At 64.0% G+C, this 20,989-nt stretch carries 20 protein-coding genes; 16 read left to right on the top strand and 4 right to left on the bottom strand.

The features are described from left to right. Positions 1-32 precede the first annotated feature (32 nt). The 3 genes from AC1DXU_RS21310 to AC1DXU_RS21320 are packed head-to-tail and all read right to left on the bottom strand — an operon-like array spanning position 33 to position 2,894. Entirely contained in the window at positions 33-515 is a 483-nt protein-coding gene (locus tag AC1DXU_RS21310; RefSeq protein ID WP_477311519.1) for a MarR family winged helix-turn-helix transcriptional regulator, read from the bottom strand. Further along, entirely contained in the window at positions 515-2,086 is a 1,572-nt protein-coding gene (locus tag AC1DXU_RS21315; protein ID WP_477372167.1) for a phytoene desaturase family protein, read from the bottom strand. Before AC1DXU_RS21315 ends, AC1DXU_RS21310 begins: the two co-directional genes overlap by 1 nt. A gap of 16 nt (positions 2,087-2,102) precedes the next feature. After that, entirely contained in the window at positions 2,103-2,894 is a 792-nt protein-coding gene (locus AC1DXU_RS21320; protein ID WP_477311517.1) for a cyclase family protein, read from the bottom strand. 121 nt (positions 2,895-3,015) lie between these two features. On the opposite strand from AC1DXU_RS21320, the gene AC1DXU_RS21325 reads away from it, so the two are divergent. The 12 genes from AC1DXU_RS21325 to AC1DXU_RS21380 all read left to right on the top strand — a co-directional run bounded on the left by AC1DXU_RS21325 (position 3,016) and on the right by AC1DXU_RS21380 (position 15,958). Then, on the top strand, positions 3,016-4,590 hold the full coding sequence (locus tag AC1DXU_RS21325; protein ID WP_477372169.1) for a phytoene desaturase family protein: 1,575 nt from the start codon (positions 3,016-3,018) through the stop codon (positions 4,588-4,590). A gap of 112 nt (positions 4,591-4,702) precedes the next feature. Next, the gene (locus AC1DXU_RS21330) at positions 4,703-6,229 is read left to right on the top strand and encodes an ABC transporter substrate-binding protein (protein WP_477372170.1); all 1,527 of its coding nucleotides are present in this window, start codon (positions 4,703-4,705) and stop codon (positions 6,227-6,229) included. Positions 6,230-6,300: 71 nt separating this feature from the next. Beyond that, complete coding sequence (locus AC1DXU_RS21335) at positions 6,301-7,308, top strand: ABC transporter permease (RefSeq protein WP_477372172.1); 1,008 nt, start codon at positions 6,301-6,303, stop codon at positions 7,306-7,308. Next, positions 7,301-8,149: an ABC transporter permease gene (locus AC1DXU_RS21340; protein WP_477372174.1), complete on the top strand. Its 849-nt coding sequence runs from the start codon at positions 7,301-7,303 to the stop codon at positions 8,147-8,149. Before AC1DXU_RS21335 ends, AC1DXU_RS21340 begins: the two co-directional genes overlap by 8 nt. Continuing rightward, complete coding sequence (locus tag AC1DXU_RS21345) at positions 8,146-9,027, top strand: ABC transporter ATP-binding protein (RefSeq protein WP_477372176.1); 882 nt, start codon at positions 8,146-8,148, stop codon at positions 9,025-9,027. The genes AC1DXU_RS21340 and AC1DXU_RS21345 overlap by 4 nt, the downstream gene beginning before the upstream one ends. Next, complete coding sequence (locus tag AC1DXU_RS21350) at positions 9,020-9,856, top strand: ATP-binding cassette domain-containing protein (protein ID WP_477372178.1); 837 nt, start codon at positions 9,020-9,022, stop codon at positions 9,854-9,856. Before AC1DXU_RS21345 ends, AC1DXU_RS21350 begins: the two co-directional genes overlap by 8 nt. A gap of 142 nt (positions 9,857-9,998) precedes the next feature. Continuing rightward, positions 9,999-12,293: a bifunctional salicylyl-CoA 5-hydroxylase/oxidoreductase gene (locus AC1DXU_RS21355; protein WP_477372180.1), complete on the top strand. Its 2,295-nt coding sequence runs from the start codon at positions 9,999-10,001 to the stop codon at positions 12,291-12,293. Continuing rightward, positions 12,290-13,063 carry an SDR family NAD(P)-dependent oxidoreductase gene (locus AC1DXU_RS21360; protein WP_477372182.1) on the top strand — a complete coding sequence of 258 codons (774 nt, stop codon included), beginning with the start codon at positions 12,290-12,292 and terminating at the stop codon, positions 13,061-13,063. Before AC1DXU_RS21355 ends, AC1DXU_RS21360 begins: the two co-directional genes overlap by 4 nt. Continuing rightward, positions 13,057-13,527, top strand: coding sequence for a MarR family winged helix-turn-helix transcriptional regulator (locus AC1DXU_RS21365; RefSeq protein WP_477311507.1), 471 nt, complete (start codon positions 13,057-13,059; stop codon positions 13,525-13,527). Before AC1DXU_RS21360 ends, AC1DXU_RS21365 begins: the two co-directional genes overlap by 7 nt. Further along, a complete protein-coding gene (locus tag AC1DXU_RS21370) occupies positions 13,524-14,336 on the top strand; it encodes an enoyl-CoA hydratase family protein (RefSeq protein WP_477372184.1) in 813 nt (270 codons plus the stop codon). Before AC1DXU_RS21365 ends, AC1DXU_RS21370 begins: the two co-directional genes overlap by 4 nt. Then, positions 14,336-15,484 (top strand): acyl-CoA dehydrogenase family protein, encoded by a 1,149-nt coding sequence (locus tag AC1DXU_RS21375; RefSeq protein ID WP_477372186.1) that lies wholly within the window; start codon positions 14,336-14,338, stop codon positions 15,482-15,484. The genes AC1DXU_RS21370 and AC1DXU_RS21375 overlap by 1 nt, the downstream gene beginning before the upstream one ends. Positions 15,485-15,562: 78 nt before the next feature. Then, positions 15,563-15,958 carry a RidA family protein gene (locus tag AC1DXU_RS21380; RefSeq protein WP_477372188.1) on the top strand — a complete coding sequence of 132 codons (396 nt, stop codon included), beginning with the start codon at positions 15,563-15,565 and terminating at the stop codon, positions 15,956-15,958. Positions 15,959-15,961: 3 nt separating this feature from the next. On the opposite strand, the gene AC1DXU_RS21385 is transcribed toward AC1DXU_RS21380, so the two are convergent. Then, positions 15,962-17,053 (bottom strand): LLM class flavin-dependent oxidoreductase, encoded by a 1,092-nt coding sequence (locus tag AC1DXU_RS21385; RefSeq protein ID WP_477372190.1) that lies wholly within the window; start codon positions 17,051-17,053, stop codon positions 15,962-15,964. A gap of 124 nt (positions 17,054-17,177) precedes the next feature. Here AC1DXU_RS21385 and AC1DXU_RS21390 point away from each other — a divergent pair, with 124 nt between their 5' ends. The 4 genes from AC1DXU_RS21390 to AC1DXU_RS21405 all read left to right on the top strand — a co-directional run bounded on the left by AC1DXU_RS21390 (position 17,178) and on the right by AC1DXU_RS21405 (position 20,986). Continuing rightward, positions 17,178-17,939 (top strand): HpcH/HpaI aldolase family protein, encoded by a 762-nt coding sequence (locus AC1DXU_RS21390; RefSeq protein ID WP_477372192.1) that lies wholly within the window; start codon positions 17,178-17,180, stop codon positions 17,937-17,939. 147 nt (positions 17,940-18,086) lie between these two features. Then, positions 18,087-19,283, top strand: a complete 1,197-nt coding sequence (locus AC1DXU_RS21395) for a pyridoxal phosphate-dependent aminotransferase (protein ID WP_477372266.1) — start codon at positions 18,087-18,089, stop codon at positions 19,281-19,283. A gap of 75 nt (positions 19,284-19,358) precedes the next feature. Next, positions 19,359-20,156 carry an ABC transporter substrate-binding protein gene (locus AC1DXU_RS21400; protein WP_477311501.1) on the top strand — a complete coding sequence of 266 codons (798 nt, stop codon included), beginning with the start codon at positions 19,359-19,361 and terminating at the stop codon, positions 20,154-20,156. 155 nt (positions 20,157-20,311) lie between these two features. Next, positions 20,312-20,986 (top strand): amino acid ABC transporter permease, encoded by a 675-nt coding sequence (locus AC1DXU_RS21405; RefSeq protein ID WP_477372194.1) that lies wholly within the window; start codon positions 20,312-20,314, stop codon positions 20,984-20,986. The last annotated feature ends 3 nt before the right edge of the window (positions 20,987-20,989 follow it).

A 20,989-nucleotide genomic window follows, 5' to 3' on the forward strand; every position in this document is an offset into this window, starting at 1 on the left:
CTAAAACCGGATCCACTTTTGGGCGACATGCATTAGATGTCGTGCTTGCGAATGTTCTTCAGCATCTTCAAAAGCGTGGCGATCAGCGCGGCATATTCGGCATCGTCGACATCGTCGAACATCGCCTCGAACGCGTCGTGCATGGCCGGCCAGGCGCGGGTGAACTCGGCGCGGCCTTCGTCGGTCAGAAATACATGGCGGATGCGGCTGTCAGTGACGCCCTGCTCGCGACGCACAAACCCTTGCCCCTCCAGCGTGTCGAGCGTGCGGCTTAGGGTGGACTGCTCGATCACCGTATAGACCGAAAGGTCGTTGACGGTGACGCCGTCGGCGACGGATAGCACGGCCAGCGTGCGCACCTGCGGAATGGTGAGGCCCTGCTTGCGGAAATCATCGCGCAAAGTGGCGTTGTAGCGGCCCATGATGCGGTTCATCAGATAGGGAGCAAATTGCTGCAGGCCGATCTGGCCGAGGGTCGAAATGCGCTGGCGTTTTTCCGGAGGCTTCTGATCCATCACAGCCTCCCCGCCAGGAGAAAGCCGGAGCCGCCGCCCAAGCCGGCGCCCGGGTGGGTCGAGGCACCGATATGATAGAGGCCCTTGACCCCGGTATCGTGATTGCGGCTGGCCTTGAACGGCCGCCACAGGAACGACTGGTCGATGGTCGACGAGCCGCCATAGGGATCGCCGCCAACCAGATTGATGTTCATCGCTTCAAGGTCGGCTGGCGAATAGGCGCGGCGTGCGATGACGCTGGCCTTGAAGCCGTCGATGTGGCTGGCAAGGATCGCTTCAGCACGATCGGCATAGGCCTCGCGCAGCGCGTCGGTCCAGCGGCCGTTCTCCGGTGCCTGCAACGTGCCGGCGGCATCGCCCTTGATATGCCGTGGCGCCTCGGGCAGTTGCAGCCACAGGATCGCCTTGCCGTCCGGACAACGCGACGGGTCGAGCGCATGCGGCTGGCCAACACAGATGGTCGGCACCTCGGGCAACATGCCGCGCACCGCTTCGTTGCAGGCCTTCGACACACCGTCGAGCCCCGGTGTGAGATGCAGCAGCGCCACCTTGTCCAGACCTTCGCCGCGCCATGCCGGCGGCTTGTTCAGGGCATAGTGGATCTGGAAGTTGCCTTTGCCGTAGCGGAATTTTTGCGTCGCTTCGACACCGTCTTTCGGAGCGTCCTTGCCGAGCAAGCGGCCGTAAAGCTGGGTCGGCGTAACCGAGCAGATGACGCTCTTGTTTGCCGTGATGGTTTCGCCCGAGGCCAGTCGCACGCCGGTGGCGCGGCCATTGGTCTGGACTACGGCAGCGACATCAGCGCCGGTGCGGATTTCGCCGCCGCGTTCCCTGATCAAAGCCTCGAACGCCGAGAGCAGGTTCTTCGCCCCGCCCTTGACGATCGGCGCCCCGGCGGCTTCCAGCGCGAAGGCGATGACCTTGGCGATCTGGCCGGAGAACGCATCTTCCGGTCCGAGCCCGGCATGCAGCACCCATGGAGCCCACAGTGCGCGGATGGTGTCGGATTGATAGGTGCTTTCCAGCCAGCCGCGCGCCGGCACCAGGGCTTCGCCGAGAAAGGCAGCGAGTTTGCGCGGGCTTCGCCGCCATGCCTCGCCCGCCAGCAGCTTGGTGGTGGGATAGGACCACAGGCTGCCGCCGAGCAGGCCGAACAGCAGGCCGGCATTGCGCTCGATCTCGCCGACATCGTTTCCATGCTTGTCGCCGTCACCCGCGGCAAGCGCGTTGATCGACGCGACATTGGCGGCGCGGTCGGTGCTGAGCACGGCATGGCTGCCGTCCGGCCGCAGCACGCCGGTCGGCGTGCCGGTGTGGCAGAATTCCAGCCCGTGCCGCGCCAGGTCCTTGCCGAGTGCGGCAAAGGCCGGCGAGGTGATGAACAGGACAAAGGTCGTCGCCATTACATCATGGATGAAGCCGGGCGCGGTGATCTCCTCGGTGCGCACACAACCGCCGATGCGGTCGTTGCGCTCGAGGACGAGCACCTTCGCGCCCTTGCCGCCAAGCATCGCCGCGCAGACCAGCGCGTTGATGCCGCTGCCGACGATGATGTGATCCGGCTGGCTCACTGCAGCGTGCTTTCGCTTAGCCTTTCGACACAAGCGCCAGCGCGCGGATCGGGCTGCCGGTGCCGTGCTCGATCTTCAGGGGTGCCGCGATCAGGATTGCGCCCTTCGGCGGCAGCTGGTCGAGATTGCACAGGCTGGCGAGACCGTAGCGGTTGGCCTTGTGCATCAGCGTGTGCGCCGGGAATGGCGGCTCCATGCCGCCGGCCTTGCCGGCGTCGGTGCCGATCGTCTCCGAGCCCCAGCCCTTGATGTCCTTGCTGATCAGGAACTGGATGGCTTCGGCGGTCGGACCGGGCGTATGCGGGCCGGTCTCGTTGGCGTTGAGGAAGTCGGCTTCCGAACCGTTGCGCTTGTACCAGTCGGTGCGCATCACCACCCATTCGCCGGCATTGATCGCGCCATGCTTGGCTTCCCAGGCCTTGATGTGGTCGACGGTGAGCAGAAAGTCATGGTCGGCGGCGGCTTCCTTCGAGCAGTCGATGACATTGACCGGGCCGACGAAGTTCTGCGCCGGAATGGTGTCGGTGGCGCCGTCCGGATAATCCTTGCCGGTGATCCAATGCTGCGGCGCGTCGAAATGCGTGCCCGAATGCTCGCCGAGCTTCAGCCAGTTCCACGCCCACCACGGGCCGTTCTTGTCATAGCGGGAGATCGAGTGGATCTCGACCTTCGGCGTGTCGACGGCGAGTTCCGGTGGCAGCTTGATCAGCGGGGTGTCGGGTCCAAGCTGCGCCGACAGGTCGACCACTTTGATGGCGCCTGAAAGAAGCTGGCCGGCAACTTCGCCGAGGAGTTTTTGGGTGTCCATGGTCTCTGTTCCCTCTTTCGTGATGATGATCAAGGCTCGTCTCGGCCCTTAATATCCTACTAGACGAAAACATATGCATCTGCAATTATCTTTAAGCATAAAGGAAATGGGTTGGGTGGGCGTGAGCGAGTTTGACGCCATATTCGTCGGGGCAGGCCACAACAGTCTGGCATGCGCCGCGCATCTGGCGCTCAAGGGTTGGAAAACCGGGATTTTTGAGCGCAGTGCAGCAATTGGCGGCGCCGTCCAGACCCGGGAATATACGCTTCCCGGCTTCCGCCACGATTTCGGGGCGATGAATCTAAGCCTGTTCGCCGGCTCCGCCTTTCACCGGAAATATGCAAATGAATTGAAAACCCACGGACTGGAATTCGCACCGGTTGCGGATTGCTTCGCCAGTGCCTTCGCCGACGGGCGCTGGTTCGGGGTCAGCAACGACCTGGAAAAGACCGCTGCGCGCATGGCCGCCTTCTCGGCCGCCGACGCTGCAAACTGGCGCCGACTGGTCGCGGCTTTCCCTGGCGAGGCCGAGCATCTGTTCCGACTGCTGGGTTCGCCGATGAGCGGCCGGGCGCTCGCCGGCACCGCGTGGAACCTGTGGCGCAAAAAAGGATTTTCCGGCGCGCTCGATACTGGCCGGCTGCTGCTGTCGTCACCCCGCGCGTGGCTTCAGGAAAACTTCGAGTCCGCCCATGTCAGGGCGACGCTTGCCACCTGGGGCATGCATCTCGATTTCGCCCCCGACATCGCCGGGGGTGCGGTGTTCCCCTATCTGGAATCGATGGCAAACCAGTCGTTCGGCATGGTGATCGGCAAGGGCGGCGCCGATACCATCATCCGCGCCCTTTCTGGCATGATCACATCAGCGGGCGGCAAGATCGTCACCGGGGCTGAAGTGACCGAAATCACGGTTGCCGCCGGCAAGGCGACCGGCGTGCGGCTCGCTTCCGGCGAGACGCATACTGCGACCAAAGCGGTCATCGCCGGCGTCGCTCCTGGTGCGCTCGCCGGCAAACTGCTGCCCAACGGTTCCGGTAATGCCGGCTTCGACACGGCGATGAAAAAGTTCCGCCACGCGCCGGGCACGATGATGATCCACCTGGCGCTGGACGATTTGCCGGACTGGCGCGCCGGCGCCGAGCTCCGGCAATTCGCCTATGTGCATCTGTCGCCGTCGCTCGACGCCATGTCGCGCACCTACCAGCAGGCGATGGCAGGCCTGCTGCCCGACGAGCCAGTGCTGGTCGTCGGCCAACCCACAGCGATCGATCCGTCGCGTGCGCCTGAGGGCAAGCATGTTCTGTGGGTGCAGGTGCGCATGCTGCCCGCCGAAATCTGGGGCGACGCAACCGGCACAATCGCGCCGGATCATTGGGACAAGGTCAAGGACGCCTACGCCGAGCGCGTCCTCGACATCATCGAACGCTACGCGCCCGGTCTTCGCCAGAAGATCCTTGGCCGTGCGGTGTTCTCGCCCCTCGACCTCGAGCACGAAAACCCCAATCTCGTCGGCGGCGACCAAATCTGCGGCAGCCATCACCTGGCGCAGAATTTTCTGTTTCGCCCGGCACGCGGCTTTGCCGGCTGGAACACGCCCGTCGGCAATCTGCATCTCACGGGTGCTGCCACGTGGCCGGGCGCCGGCACCGGTGCAGCCTCGGGCTTCATGCTCGCGCAACAGCTTGGTGGGAGGTAGCATCACGATTTCTTCCGGGGTGAAGGAGAGGCAAGGCGCGGTTGCCCAAGGAGCCTGAACCCACTGATTAGACAGAGACGCCGCGCAAAGAAAACCAAACAGGGGAACGACCATGACAATCAACAGACGTGAATTGCTCGGATACAGTGCCGCAGCGCTTGGTGCGGCCGCCATCGGCCTGCCTCAGATCGCCAAGGCAGCGGGCGAACTGACCATCGCCTACAACGTCAACCTGCCGTCCTGGGATCCGACCACCGGACCTTCGGCGGTCAACCCGACCATCCAGGGTCTCTACCAGTCGGTGTTCGATCAGTTCATCCCGCAGAAGCCGGACCTTTCCTTCGCGCCCGGCCTGCTCACCGAATGGGACTGGAACGACGACCGCACCAAGATCACGATGACGGTGCGCGAAGGCGTCACCTGGCATGACGGCTCGCCATTCACCGCCGAGGACGTGGTCTGGTCGCTGCAGCGGGCGGGCGACGAAAAGACCGGCAACCCGATCCAGTTCGTGTGGAAGAACGTCACCAACTTCAAGATCGACGGCAACAAGATCACTGGCGACGTGGCGCAGTTCGACCCGACCTATTTCAAATGGATGTCGTTCCTGACCGGCTACATCATGCCGAAGGCCTATTACGAAAAGGTCGGCGCCGAGGGTTTCGAAAAGGCTCCGATCGGCACCGGCCCCTATATGGTCGAGAAATTCGAGCGCAACGCCTTCCTGCGGCTGAAGGCCAATCCGAACTATTGGGGCGGCAAGCCGGCCTTCGAGAATGTGACGATCAAATTCGTCACCGATGCGGCGAGCCGTGTCGCCGAAGTGGAGTCCGGCTCCTCGCAAGTGACGCTTGAAATTCCCTATGAGGAGTATGACCGCCTGATCGCCAAGGACGGACTTGCCGGCTCGTGCAAGAACGTGTCCGACATCGGCATGATCTTCTTCAACGACATCGAGGCGATGCTGGACAAGAACGTCCGCCAGGCGGCGGTGATGGCTGTCGATAAGAAGCTGCTGGTCGAGCGCCTGCTGCACGGCTACGGACAGCCCATCGACACGCTGGAAACGCCGGAATACACGGCGTTCGATCCATCGATCAAGGTCGAGCACAATCCGGAAAAGGCCAAGGAATTGTTGGCCGCCTCCGGTTTTTCGCCGGAGAAGCCGGTCAAGTTCACCATACAGACGACCAAGGGCTTCAAGCCTAAGGACTATGAGATGATCCAGGCCATCGTCGGCATGTGGCGCAAGGTCGGCATCGAGGCGACGATCGAGGTCTACGAGATCGCCAAGCACTACGAGTTGCGCGCTGCCGACAAGCTGGCGCCGGCCGCCTTCTACAATTGGGGCAATGCCATCGGCGACCCGACGACGTCGACCGGCTTTGCCATGTACGGCCCAAGCCCGCATTCGGTGTGGGACAGCCAGGACCTGATCGACATGATCAACCCGCTGTGGGGCGAGAAGGACGAGGCCAAGCGCATCGCCGGCTGGAAGGCCGTCGACAAGTACATTGCCGAGCAGGCCTATGTGCTGCCGCTGATCCAGTATGCGCAGCCGATCGTGCATGCCAAGGGCGTCAATGTCGTGCAGCATGTGTCCGGCGCGCTGTTGCCGGCCCTGATGACCCCGGCCTGACATCGGCATAGACTGAGTGCGCGCCACCGCAACCGGTGGCGCGCCCCTTTCCGCCAGGCTTACAGGCGACCATGCTTCTGCAAAGATTTCTGATCCGTCTTCTGACGATGGCGATCACGCTGTTCGGCGTGGCCGTCGTGGTCTTCGTCGTCATTCGCGTCGCGCCCGGCGACCCGATCGCCATGATGCTGCCACCAGGCGCAACCCAGGAGGACATCGACCGATTGCGCGCGCTGTACGGGCTCGACAAGACCATCGTGCAACAGTTCTTCATCTGGCTCTCCGGCGTCGTCAGGGGCGATTTCGGCACCTCGATTTCGCTGCGACAAGACGTTCTGGGGCTGGTCTTCAACCGGCTGCCGGCGACCCTGGAACTCGCCATCGTCGCGCTCATCATGGCGGTAGCGATCGGCGGCACGACGGCGATCCTTGGCGCCCGCGAACGCGGCACCGCCGTCGAAGCCGGCATCGACATCGCCAGCGGCGCGGCACTTTCCATTCCTGATTTCCTGTGGGGCCTGGTGCTGATCCTGTTGTTCGGCGTGCTGGTGCCGGTGTTCGACATTTCCGGCCGGGTGTCGCCGCAGCTCGACCTGCCCTTCGTCACCCAGTTCTATCTGTTCGAGAGCGTCGTGCGGCTGCGCTTCGACCTGACCAAAGATCTTCTGGCGCATATGCTGATGCCGGCGATTGCGCTGGCGCTGCCGCTGGCGGCGATCATCGCGCAGCTGCTGAAACAGTCGCTGAAGGAAGTGCTCGATCTCGACTATGTCGTGCTGGCGCGGGTCAAGGGGTTTTCGGAAACGCAGGTCATCCTGCGCGAGGCGCTGAAGAATGCCGCCCTGCCGACGCTCACTCTGGTCGGCGTGCAATTCACCTTCCTCATTGGCGGCACGGTCATCGTCGAGCGGCTGTTTTCCTATGAAGGCCTCGGCAACATGGCGATCGATGCCGTGATCAACCGCGACCTGCCGCTGATCCAGGGCATCGTGCTGGTCTTTGCGCTGCTGTTCGTGCTGATCAACCTGGCCGTCGACATGATGTATGCGCTGCTCAATCCGAGGCTGCGCCATGGATGACGGCCGCATCTCAAGACATGGCTCGGGCGCAAAGCTGTGGCTGGCCGGCGGCTGGCTGCTGCTGGCGCTGCTGGCCGCGATCTTCGCGCCCTTGATCGCGCCGCAGGACCCGCTGGCACAGGATCTGATGCTCGAGCGCCTGCCGCCATTCTGGATGAGCGGCGCCGAACCCGGCTATTGGCTCGGCACCGACAGCCTCGGCCGCGACCTGCTGTCCCGGCTGATCTTCGGCGGCCGCATCGCCTTCATCGTCGCCTTCGCGGCGGCCATCGCCGCGTGCCTGGTCGGCTCGACGCTGGGTCTGGTCGCCGGCTATTTCGGCGGCTGGGCCGACCGCATCATCTCGCGCATCGTCGATGTCTGGATGGCGTTTCCGCCGGTGCTGTTCGCCATCCTGCTGGTTGCGGTGCTCGGCACGGGCCTCAGCTCCGTCATAATCGCCATCGCCGTCATCGACTGGACGCGTTTTTGCCGGGTAATCCGCGCCGAAACGATGGGCCAGTCGCGCATGGACTATGTCGAGAACGCCCGCATCGCCGGCTATGGCCGCATCGGCATCATGCTGCGCGAAGTGCTGCCCAATGTGGTGCCGTCGATCGTGGCCCTCTTGTCGCTGGAAATGGGCATCGCCGTCATCGTCGAGGCGATCCTGTCCTTCGTCAATCTGTCGATCTCGACCGACGATCCGACCTGGGGCGGCATCATCGCCGAGGGCCGGCTGTCGATCCATCAGGCCTGGTGGGTGCTGGTGTGTCCGCTGATCACGCTGATCCTGACCGTGCTGTCGTTCAGCCAGTTCGGCGAGGGGCTGAAGGCGCGTTTCGATCCGGTGCTGCGATGAGCGCGGCTTGCCTCGACATCCGGGACCTGAGCGCCGTGCTGCCGAACGGCCAGCGTGTGCTGCGCTCGGTGTCGCTTGCCGTTCAACCCGGCGAAGTGCGCGCGCTGGTCGGCGAAAGCGGCGCCGGCAAGACTATGATCGGCAAGGCGGTGCTCGGCGTGCTGCCGCCAAGCGTGCGCATCGTCGAAGGCGATATGCTGCTCGAAGGCGAAGACCTTAGCCGGCTTCAAGCCAAGGCGCGGCGCACGCTGATCGGCGCCCGCACGGCCCTGATTCCGCAGGACCCGCTGACCGCGCTCAACCCGTCGCGCCGCATCGGCCCGCAGATGACCGACCGGCTGGTTCGCATCCTCGGCTGGAGCGGCGAGAAGGCCGATCAACGCATCCGCCAATTGCTGGACGAGGTGCAAATCCGCGACCCCGACCGCGTGCTGAAATGCTATCCGCACGAACTGTCCGGCGGCATGCGCCAGCGCGTGCTTATTGCCGCTGCCTTTGCCGCCGAGCCCCGGCTGATCGTCGCCGACGAGCCGACGACGGCGCTTGACGTCACCGTACAGAAGCAGATCCTGCGGCTGATCGCGCAATTGCAGCGCGAGCATGGCACCGCAATCCTGTTCGTTACCCATGATCTCGGCGTCGTCGCCAAGATCAGCCAGAAAGTCTCGGTGCTCTATGCCGGCAAGGTGGTGGAGGAGGCCGAGACGGCCGCCCTCTTCGCCGCCCCTGCGCATCCCTACACGCGGGCGCTGATGGCGGCGACACCGCGCTACACCGACCCGTTCGCGTCGCTGAAGCCGGTGGACGATGCCGTGCTGGCGGGGCTCGCCACGGAAATTACCGCTGCCGACCAGGCGTGGAGGCGACCGCATGGCTGAGCCGCTGTTTTCCGTGCGCGGGCTGAAGGTCGCCCTGCCCGACATGACGCGCAAGCCGCTGATCGGCCGCGCGCCGCTGGCCGAGATCCTGAAGGGCCTGGATTTCGACCTGGCAAAGGGATCGGTGACCGGCATCGTCGGCGAATCCGGATCGGGCAAATCGACGCTCGGCCGCGCTCTCGTGCGCCTGCTGGAACCGAGCGCCGGCTCAATCAGCTTCGATGGCCGCGATATCACCCATCTGCCGGAGGCGGAGCTCAGGCCGCTGCGCCGCAATCTGCAGATGATTTTTCAGGATCCGATGTCGTCGCTCAATCCGCGCCGCACCATTGCCAGCATCATCGCGGCACCGCTCAAGCAGAATGGCCTTGGCGACAATCTGAAGACCCGCGTCGCCGAGGCGCTGCAGCGCGTCGGCCTGCCGCAGAGTTTTGCCGGCCGCTACCGCCACGAACTGTCGGGCGGCCAGCGCCAGCGTGTCGGCATTGCCCGTGCGCTGGCGCTGTCGCCGAAATTCGTGCTGGCCGACGAGATCGTCTCCGGCCTCGACGTCTCGACCCAGGCGCAGATCCTGACGCTCTTGGAAAAGCTCGCAGCCGAGATGGGCCTGACCGTCGCCTTCATCAGCCATGACCTCTCGGTGATCCGGCGGCTGTGCAAGCAAGTGATCGTCATGCGCGAAGGCGTGATCGTCGAGGCCAGCGCGACGGACGCTTTGTTCGACAAGCCGCAGCAGGCCTACACGCGCGACCTGATATCAGCCATTCCGCTTCCCGAAATCGATGCCGGCTGGCTGGACATCCATCCCGCCGCAAAGCCGCCGGCATGAAATCATCTGCAAGCGCGCCATAAGCCCCTGACGCAAATCGTCTCAATATGAAACTTTAAGCTTGAAATAATTTGCCTCGAGCGCAATACTGGCAGTCGATCGCCCTTGCCGGCGACCCGGAAGCGAAGAGGAGATCGCAGGCATGAAGGTTGCGGTTCTCGGCGGTGGACCAGCCGGCCTCTACTTTGCCATCTCGATGAAACTCAGGGACGCCGCGCACGAGGTGACGGTGTTCGAGCGCAACCGCGCCGACGACACATTCGGCTGGGGTGTCGTGCTGTCGGCCGAGACGCTCGACAATCTGACCCGCAACGATCCGGTCAGCGCCGTCTGGATCAAGAAGCACTTTGCCTATTGGGATGACATCGCCGTCATCCATGACGGCGTGCGCACGGTTTCGACCGGCCATGGTTTCTGCGGCATCGGCCGCAAGCGGCTGTTGGTCCTGCTGCAAAGGCGGGCGCGCGAACTCGGCGTCAAGCTCGCCTTCGAGACCGATATCGCCGATCCCAAACCTTATATGGCGACATACGATCTGGTCGTCGCAGCCGACGGGCTGAACTCAAGGGCGCGCAACACCTTCGTCGACGTGTTCAAGCCCGACATCGACACCCGCAAATGCAAGTTCGTCTGGCTCGGCACAGAGCAGAAATTCGACGACGCCTTCACCTTCATCTTCGAGAAGACCGAGCATGGCTGGGTGTGGGCGCACGCCTACCAGTTCGACAGCGACACCGCGACCTTCATCGTCGAATGCAGTGAGCAGACGTGGCAAGGTTTTGGCTTCGGTTCGATGTCGCAGCAGGAATCGATCGCCGTCTGCGAGCGGATCTTCGCCAAACACCTTGGCGGCCACGCACTGATGACCAACGCCAACCACATCAGAGGTTCGGCCTGGATCAATTTCCCGCGCGTGCTGTGCGAGCGCTGGTCTTATCAGAATCTGGCATTGATGGGCGATGCGGCGGCATCGGCGCATTTCTCGATCGGCTCAGGCACCAAGCTGGCGCTGGAAAGTGCTGTGGCGCTGGCCGACTATGTCGAGTCGGAGCCCGACCTCGAGGCGGCGTTTCGCAAATATGAGGATGCGCGCCGCACCGAGGTGCTGAAGCTGCAGTCGGCGGCGCGCAATTCGCTCGAATGGTTCGAGGAGGTCGAGCGCTATCTCGGCCTCGATCCGGTGCAGTTCAACTATTCGCTGCTGACGCGCTCGCAGCGCATCAGCCACGAGAATTTGCGGCTGCGCGATGCCGAATGGCTGGCTGGCGCCGAAGAATGGTTCCAGCGCCAGGCCGGCGCCGGCGGCAACAGCTTGCGCCGTGCGCCGATGTTCGCGCCGTTCAAGCTGCGCGACATGACGCTCAACAACCGCATCGTCGTCTCGCCGATGGCGCAGTACAAGGCCGTCGACGGCTGTCCGACCGACTGGCATTTCGTCCATTATGCCGAACGCGCCAAGGGCGGCGCCGGCCTGCTCTATATCGAGATGACCTGCGTCAGCCCCGAAGGCCGCATCACGCCCGGCTGCCCCGGATTCTACACGCCTGAGCACGAAGTGGCGTGGAAGCGGCTGGTCGATTTCGTCCATAGCGAGACGGAAGCAAAGATCTGCGCCCAGATCGGCCATTCCGGCGCCAAGGGCTCGACCCGGCTCGGCTGGCAAGGCACCGACGTGCCGCTGCCGTCGGGCAACTGGCCGGTGATGGCGGCTTCGGCTGTCGCCTGGTCGCCTGAGAACCAGGTGCCGAAGGCGATGGACCGCGCCGACATGGACCGCGTGCGCGAGCAGTTCGTGGCTTCCGCCGAGATGGCTGAGCGCTGCGGCTTCGACATGCTGGAGATCCATGCCGCGCATGGCTATCTCTTGTCCTCCTTCATCACGCCGATCACCAACCGGCGCACCGACGAATATGGCGGCTCGCTGGAAAACCGCATGCGCTATCCACTCGAAGTGTTTCGCGCGGTGCGCGCCGCATGGCCGGCGGCAAAGCCGATCTCGATGCGCATTTCCGCCAATGATTGGGTCGGCATCGAAGGCGTGACCCCGGCCGACGCGGTCGAGATCGCACGGCTGCTGCATGAGGCAGGCGTCGACATTTGCGACGTCTCGGCCGGCCAGACATCGGCGCTGGCAAAGCCTGTCTATGGCCGCATGTTCCAGACGCCGTTTTCCGACCGCATCCGCAACGAGGTCGGCATGGCGACGATGGCGGTCGGCAACATCTATGAGCCGGACCATGTCAACTCGATCCTGATGGCCGGTCGCGCCGACCTGGTGGCACTGGCACGGCCGCATCTCGCCGATCCCTACTGGACGCTGCATGCGGCGGTGACGCTTGGCGATCGCGACGTCAAATGGCCGGATCCCTATCTGCCGGGCCGCGACCAGATCTACCGGTTGGCGGAACGCGACGCGGCTGCGGGGCTGAAAGTATGAGTGGCGGCGCAACCATCGCTGGAAAGCACGCGCTGGTCACCGGCGGTGGCTCCGGCGTTGGCCGGGCGATCGCGCTGACGCTCGCCGGCGCCGGCATCGACGTGACCATTTGCGGCCGGCGCGAGGCGGAACTCGCCAAGGTGGCCAAGGAAAGCAGCCGTATTTTCGGCATCGCCGCCGATGTCACCGACGAGGCCTCGATGGCGTCGCTCTACAGCCAGGCGGAAGCGGCGCGCGGACCGTTCGATATCGTCGTCGCCAATGCCGGCATGTCCGGCAGCGCACCGGCGCACAGAACCGCGCTCAGCGACTGGCAGCGGACGCTCGACGTCAACCTCACCGGGGCGTTCCTGACGATGAAGCCGGCGCTGGCCGGCATGGCCGCGCGCAAGACAGGCCGCATCGTCTTCGTCGCATCGACGGCCGGCCTCAAAGGCTACCCGTATGTCGCGGCTTACGTTGCCGCCAAGCATGGCGTCGTCGGCCTGATGCGGGCACTCGCCGCCGAAACCGCCAAATCAGGCGTCACCGTCAATGCGGTATGCCCGGGTTTCGTCGAGACCGACATGCTGGAAGCATCCATCCAGCGCATCGTCGACAAAACTGGCCGCTCGGCCGAGGACGCGCGCACGAGCCTGTCTTCGACAAATCCGCAGGGACGCTTCATCCAGCCGGAGGAAGTCGCCGCCGCGGTGCTTTGGCTGTGCGGCGATGCCGCCCGCTCGATCACCGGACAGACAATCTCGATTTCAGGAGGCGAGACATGGTAGCCGGACCCCTGCCCGCACCGTCCGGACCCGGCAAGGACCGGCTGCGCCTGTGGATACGTCTGCTGCGAGCGTCGCGCACCATCGAGGCCGAGCTGCGCGAGCGGCTGCGCCAGGAGTTCAACACGACGCTGCCGCGCTTCGACGTGATGGCGGCGCTCTACCGGGTGCCGGAAGGCATGCTGATGAGCGATCTGTCGCGCTTCCTTCTGGTGTCCAACGGCAATGTCACCGGCATCGTCGACCGTCTGGTGTCGGAAGGGCTGGTGGCCCGCGCGCGCCGCAACGGCGACCGCCGCACCTCGATGGTGCGCCTGACCGAGGAAGGCTCCTCAGCTTTCGCCATCATCGCCGCCGCGCATGAGACATGGATCGCCGAGCTGCTGGGCACTGTCAGCGAGGATGAAGCACGCCGGCTGACCGGCATGCTGACCTCGTTCCGCAGCAATTGGGAGGGCAGGGAATGACCGAGATGGCCGGCCGCAAGCCAAAACATTTCCTCTGGCAGGTCGAAGGCAAGATCGCAAAGGTCCGGCTCGACCGGCCGGAACGCAAGAACCCGCTGACCTTCGAGAGTTATGCCGAACTGCGCGACACTTTTCGCGACCTTGTCTATGCCGACGATGTTGACGCCGTGGTGTTCCTGTCCAATGGCGGAAATTTCTGCTCCGGCGGCGATGTGCACGACATTATCGGCCCGCTGATCAAGATGGACATGAAGCAACTGCTCGCCTTCACCCGCATGACCGGCGATTTCGTCAAGGCGATGCTGAACTGCGGCAAGCCGATCATTGCGGCGGTCGACGGTGTGGCGGTCGGCGCCGGCGCCATCATCGCCATGGCGTCCGACATCCGCATCGCCACGCCGGAAGCCAAGACCGCGTTCCTGTTCACCCGCGTCGGCCTTGCCGGCTGCGATATGGGCGCTTGCGCGATCCTGCCGCGCATCATCGGCCAGGGCCGCGCCGCCGAACTGCTCTACACCGGCCGCACGATGAGCGCGGCGGAGGGCGAGCGCTGGGGGTTCTACAACCGGCTGGTCGACGCCGCGGCACTCGAAGCCGACGCGCTCGACATGGCGGCGCGCATCGTTTCCGGCCCGACCTTCGCGCACGGCATCACCAAGACGCAGTTGAACCAGGAATGGTCGATGGGGCTCGACCAGGCAATCGAAGCGGAAGCGCAGGCACAAGCGATCTGCATGCAGACGCGCGATTTCGAGCGCGCCTACAAGGCTTTTGTGGCCAAGGGAAAACCGGTGTTCGAGGGGAATTGATGGCCGACAAGAGTTTCCTCAGCTGGCCGTTCTTCGAGGACCGCCATCGCGATCTGGCCGAGCGGCTGGACGCCTGGTGCGCGAAAAACCTCCCCGTCGATCACCATGATGTCGACGCCGCCTGTCGCGAGCTGGTGGCGAAGCTGGGCCGAGACGGCTGGCTGAGGCCGACGGCCGTAGACACGGACAATCCTGGGCCGCTCGACGTACGTGCGCTGTGCATCACCCGCGAGACGCTGGCCCGGCATGACGGGCTGGCCGATTTCGCCTTCGCCATGCAAGGGCTGGGCACTGGCGCGCTCAGCCTGTTCGGCTCTGCCGAACAGCAGCAATGGCTGGCGAAAACCCGCGCCGGCAAGGCGATTTCCGCCTTTGCCTTGTCGGAACCACGCTCGGGTTCGGATGTCGCCAATATGGAGATGACTGCTGTCCGCGACGGCGACAACTACGTTCTGTCCGGCGAAAAGACCTGGATTTCCAATGGCGGCATCGCCGATCTCTATATCGTTTTCGCCCGCACCGGCGAAGCGCCCGGCGCCAAAGGGCTTTCGGCGTTCATCGTGCCGGCCGACAGCAAGGGACTGAGCATCGCCGAGCGCATCGAGGTGATCGCGCCGCATCCACTGGCGCGCCTGTCCTTCGACAAGGTTCGCGTTCCAGCCTCAGCCCTGATCGGCAGGCCGGGCGACGGCTTTCGCATCGCCATGTCGGTGCTCGACGTGTTCCGCTCGACGGTGGGCGCCGCCGCCCTCGGATTTGCCCGCCGCGCACTGGATGAAAGCATCAAGAGAGTGGCCGAGCGCGAACTGTTCGGCGCGCCGATGGCCGAGTTGCAGATGGTGCAGGGCCATATCGCCGATATGGCGCTCGATGTCGATGCCGCCGCCTTGCTGGTTTATCGCGCTGCCTGGACCAAGGACATGGGGGCCTCGCGGGTGACGCGCGAGGCGGCCATGGCGAAACTATACGCGACAGACCGCGCGCAAGAGGTGATCGACAAGGCCGTGCAACTGCATGGCGGCGACGGCGTCCGCAAAGGTCATATCGTCGAAAGCCTGTATCGCGAGATCCGGGCGCTGCGCATCTACGAGGGGGCGTCGGACGTGCAGAAGGTGGTGATTGCGCGGCAAGTGATGGGCGCGGCCTGAAGGCAGCTCAGAAGATTTAGACGAGACCGTTTTCGAACCGGACATTTGAGAAGCAGATTGAGTATCGGGAGGCTTGAAATGCACACCATCCTGCAGCCGGAAGGCTGGGCGAAACCTGTCGGCTACGCCAACGGCGTCGCCGCGCGCGGCCGGCTGGTCTTCGTCGGCGGGCAGGTCGGCTGGAACGGGCAATGCCAGTTTGAGACCGACGATTTCGCCGGTCAGGTGCGGCAGACACTAGAAAACATCGTCGCCGTGCTGGCCGAGGCCGGTGCCGAGCCAAAACACATCACCTCGATGACCTGGTATTTTACCGACAAGGCCGAATATCTGGCCAACCTGAAGGGCATTGGCGAGGCCTATCGCGAGGTGATCGGACGGCATTTCCCGGCGATGGCAGCCATGCAGGTGATGGCGCTGGTGGAGGACCGCGCCAAGGTCGAGATTCAGGCGACCGCAGTCATCCCTGAGTGAGAGTTACCCGCGAAGGCCCGCCTGTTCCAGAAGGGGCAGCACGCGGTCGCAGAAATAGGGCAGTTCTTGCGTGTAGTTGACGAAGGACAATGCAATGCCCTGGTAGCCATGCTCGGCGATGGCGACCATGTCAGCAGCGATCGTTTCCGGCGTTCCAATCAAAGGGTAAGTGCCGGCGCCGCCGGCAAAACGCTGGCGGTAGCGGTCATAAGCATGCGGGTCGTGCGACTGCGAGAATTCCTTCTTGCCAGCCATATGGGCATCGACCGCGTCGTGGTCGGCCATATCGACCGCATAGCGGGTGTAATAGGCCTGCGCCTCTTCCATGGTTTCCCGGCAGACGACATGCGCCACCGTATAGACGCCGACGCTGCGCCCTTGCTTGTCGGCGCGTTCGTGGATGTCGGCGACGTGCTTGCCGGCGTCAGCCATTTCGGAAAAGGTGGTGAACAGGTAGTCGCATTTGGCGGCGGCGAAATCCCGGCCGGGTCCGCCGAAGGCGGCGTTCATGGTCACCGGGCGTGGAGCCTGCAGACTGGCCGGACGGCTCACCGCCTCTTTCAGGCGATAATAGGTGCCTTCATAGTCGAGCGGCTCGCTCGAGGCGTAAAGTCTCTCCAGGATTTCGATCCATTCGGCCGCCTGGTCGTAGCCTTTCTCGACCAAAGGCGTGCCGAACATGCCGAATTCCTTCGGGTTCCAGCCGCAGACGATGTTGAGGCCGGCGCGGCCCTGGCTGATGTGATCGACCGTTGCCAGCGCCTTGGCGGCGTAAAGCGGGTGGACGAGCGGCACATGCACGGTCATGAACAGGCCGATCTGCTCGGTCGCCATGCTGAGGGCGGCGGCCCAGGTAAAAGTCTCGAACGACCATTCGCGCACCTTGTTGCGGCCGCCAAAACCGCGCCAGCGCGCAATCGGCAGGATGAACTCCAGCCCGGCGCGGTCGGCGATCTGGGCTGCCGTCAGATTGTCCTGCCAGCTTGCCGTCCAGCGCTCCGGCACATCGGTAATGGCAAGCCCGCCATCGGCATTGGTCGAAAAGACGCCGAGTTTCAACCTGTTCGGGCCGTGCAGGGGATGGGCTTTGATCATGTCTGAAAACTCGCTGCGGAAGAGGGCAGGCTACGGTTCCGCGAAAATATTTCAAGCCTGAAATAGCTTCGCCCGGCCCTGGTTTGCGGCTATGAATTTGGACAGGACGAAAAAGGGGATCGGCATGAGCGAATTCCGCCAGAAATGCATCGGCAACCAAAACCTCATCGGCTCATTCGCCGCCATACCGCACGCCGTTGCGGTGGAAGTGATGGCGCTGTCCGGGCTCGATTTCCTCTGCATCGACTGGGAGCATGCGCAGATATCCAGGGACACGATCGAAAACATGGTGCGGGCGGCCGATAGCCATCGAGTGCCCGCCTTGGTGCGCGTCCCCGGCCACCAGCCGGAAGCGATCGCCGCCGCACTCGACAGCGGCGCGCGAGGCGTGCTCATCCCGCGCATCTCGACGGCCGCCCAGGCACAGGCGGCGGTCAAGGCCTCGCGCTATCCGCCCGAGGGCGAGCGAGGCGTCGGGCCCGGCCGGGCCGCCGGCTATGGCTACCGCATCCCGGAGTATCTCGCTGCCGCCAACGCCAGGACCGTCGTTGCGGTGCAGGTCGAGACCGCAGAAGGGCTTGCCAATATCGAGGAAATTGCCGCCGTCGACGGCATCGACGTGATCTTCGTCGGCCCAGGAGATCTCTCGGTGTCGATCAATGCAATCGGCCCGAAAGGCGCCGACAAGCTCAATGCGGCGATCCGGACCATCATCGGCGTCACGATCGCGCACGACAAGGCCGCCGGCATATTTTGCGCCAGCCCGCAGCCTGTCGGCCAATGGGCAGCCTTCGGCGCCAGCTTCTTCATCCTGGCCAGCGATACGATGTTTCTCGGCGCCGGCGCTGCCGCAAATTATGCCGCGGCACGCGACGAGCTGGCTTAGCGGAAAACTTTTTAAGCTTAAAACTTTTGTCTTGAAATGTCCGCCGCTTTGGATAAGCATTCAATATCGATCTGACTGCCGTGCCGGACGGGCTTGCCGGCGGTCCTGTCGAGGCGTTCAGGGTGCGAGGTTCAGTCCTTGTCGTTCATGCTGCCCCAGTCATCGTCTCTGGCCAGCGCGCGTTACGCTTTCGATGGCGTGCGCGCCCAAATCCGCGATCTGCACACCGAAAACATCGCCAACCTTGCCGTGCGTGCCCGTGAACTGGGCGACGTGATCGCGCTCTGGTACGGCGAAGGCGACATGGTGACGCCGGCCTTCATCCGCGACGCGGCCAAGGCGGCGCTCGATGAAGGCCTGACCTTCTACGTTCCTAACATGCGCGGCCACGGCCCGTTGAATGAAGCGTTGTCGGAGTACCAGACGCGCATCCACGGCAGGCCGATCCCGATCGCCCGCACCACGGTGACGCCGGGCGGCATGCAGGCTTTGTACCTGGCGCTGGAACTGCTGGTCGATACCGGCACCAACGTCGTCTATGTCGCGCCGCAATGGCCCAACATCCACAACGCCATCCATTTGATCGGTGGCGAGCCGCGGCCGTTTTCGCTCGATTTCAACGGTGACTGGAAGCTCGATCTCGACCGGCTGTTCGCGACCTGCGATGCGCGCACACGGGCGATCTTCCTGTCGACGCCGTCCAACCCGACCGGCTGGACCGCGTCGCGCGAGGAGATGCAGGCGCTGCTCGATTTCAGCCGGCGCACCGGCATCTGGATCATCTCCGACGAGGTCTATGGCCGGCTCTATTTCGATGGCGTGGTGGCACCGTCCGTGCTGCAGATCGCCGAGGATGGCGACCGGGTGCTGTCGGTCAACAGTTTTTCGAAAGCCTGGGCAATGACCGGCTGGCGCGTCGGCTGGCTGACGCACCCCTCCGGCGTCGCCGACCAGCTCGGCGCCATGAGCCAGTATATCAACAGCGGCACGGCCGCGCCGATCCAGGCCGGCGCCGTGGCTGCGATCCGCCAGGGCGAACCGCTGGTCGAGGAGATCAGGCAACGGATCAAGACCGGCCTCGACCTCGCCTATGACAAGCTGGCCGAGATTCCTGATATCGTGCTGCCGTCAAAGCCGCGCGGCGGCATGTATGCGTTCTTTGCCCTGGAAGGCGAAGCCGACGCGCGTCGCGCCTGCGCCAAGATCCTGGAGACGGCACGCGTCGGGCTGGCGCCCGGCCATCTGTTTGGAAGTTCGGCCACGGCCTTCCTGCGGATGTGTGTCTGCCGCGACCGCGACCAGATAGCGACTGCGCTCGACCGCATGACCGCTGCCATGAATTGACGCCCTGCAGGAGGTGGGGCGGCAAAAAACCGTGCGGGAGCAAACCCGCCCGATCAACAACCAGAGGGAACAAAAATGAGCTTCACTCGTCGTAACCTGCTTCTTCTCGCTGCCACGATCGGCATCGTTGCCGGCCCGGCCGCCGCCTATGCCGCCGACGTGCTCAATGTCGGCGCCTATCCGACCAATCCGCCCTTCGAATACAAGAACGAGAGCGGCACCTTCGAGGGTTTCGAGGTCGACATCGTCAACGAAGCGGCCAAGCGCGTCGGCATGACCACGGAGATCGCCGACCTCGGATTCCAGGCGCTGTTCGCCGCCACCACCTCGAAGCGCATCGACGTCGCCATCTCGTCGATCACCATCACACCGGAGCGGCTGAAGTCCCAGTCGTTCACCCAGCCCTATTATGATTCCGACATGGGCATCGCCACCAAGACCGACAGCGCGATCAAGGCCGAGGCCGACCTCAAGGGCAAGATCATCGGCGTGCTGTCCGGCTCGACCGGCGAAACCTGGGTCAAGGAGCACCAGGCGGCCGACGGGTTCAGCGATGTGAAGGGCTATGACACGCAGCAGAACCTGCTGCTCGATCTCAGCGCCGGCCGCGTCGACGCCGCCGTCAGCGACATTCCGGGCATGGAATACTCCTTCACCAAGATGAAGGACCTCACCGTCAAGGAGCGCATCAAGACCGGCGAACAGTACGGCCTGATGATGACCAAGGACCACCCGCTGCTCGGCAAGCTGAACGACGCGCTGACCGCGATGAAGAAGGACGGCACGATCGCCGCGATCCACAAGAAGTGGTTCGGCAGCGATGCACCGGCCGATTCGTCGACCGTCAAGGAACTGCCGTTGCCGAAGGGCTGAGCCGCAGTTTTTGCCAAGATCGTGCCGACCGCCATGTCGGCACGATCTGACGGCGTCCTTCGATTTTCGCGCCTGACCCTCCCCGGAAACCGATTTCGGTTTTCCGGGATCATGCTTTAGCGTCGCGGGACGCCAACCGTTTCGGGAATGCTCCCATGTCGCTGATCGACACCTTCTTCAATCCCGATGTCATCATGTCCAGCCTGCCGGCGCTGCTGCGCGGCTTCCTGAACACGCTGCTGCTCGGACTGCTCAGCATCGGCATCGGCATCCCCGTCGGCCTGGCGATCAGCCTGCTGCGGCTTTATGCGCCAAAGCCGCTGCGCTGGCTGGCGATCGGCTACACCGACATCTTTCGCGCGCTGCCGGTGCTGGTCGTGCTGATCCTGATCTATTACGCGCTGCCCTTCCTCGGCATACGCCTGTCGTCCTGGGCCTCGGCGGTGACGGCGTTTGCCATCATCATGTCGGCCTATTCGAGCGAAGTGTTCCGCTCCGGCATCGAAAGCATCCCGAGCGGCCAGTTCGAAGCGGCACAGGCGCTCGGCCTGCCGTTCCTGCTGACCTTGCGCAAGGTGGTGCTGCCGCAGGCGGTGCGCGTCGTCATTCCGCCAATGACCAGCAACTGCGTTTCGATGTTCAAGGACACCTCGCTGGCCTCCACCGTGGCGCTGCCGGAACTGTTGAAGGAAGCGACCAACGCCCAGTCGCTTTATGCCAATCCCTCGCCGCTGATCGGCGCGGCATTGGTCTATCTCATCTTCCTCTGGCCGATGGTCCGCCTCGTCAGCCTGCTTGAACGCCGCTTCAAAACCGAAAAGACGCGCTGACCT

It is taken from the genome of Mesorhizobium sp. P3_A10 (assembly GCF_056403175.1).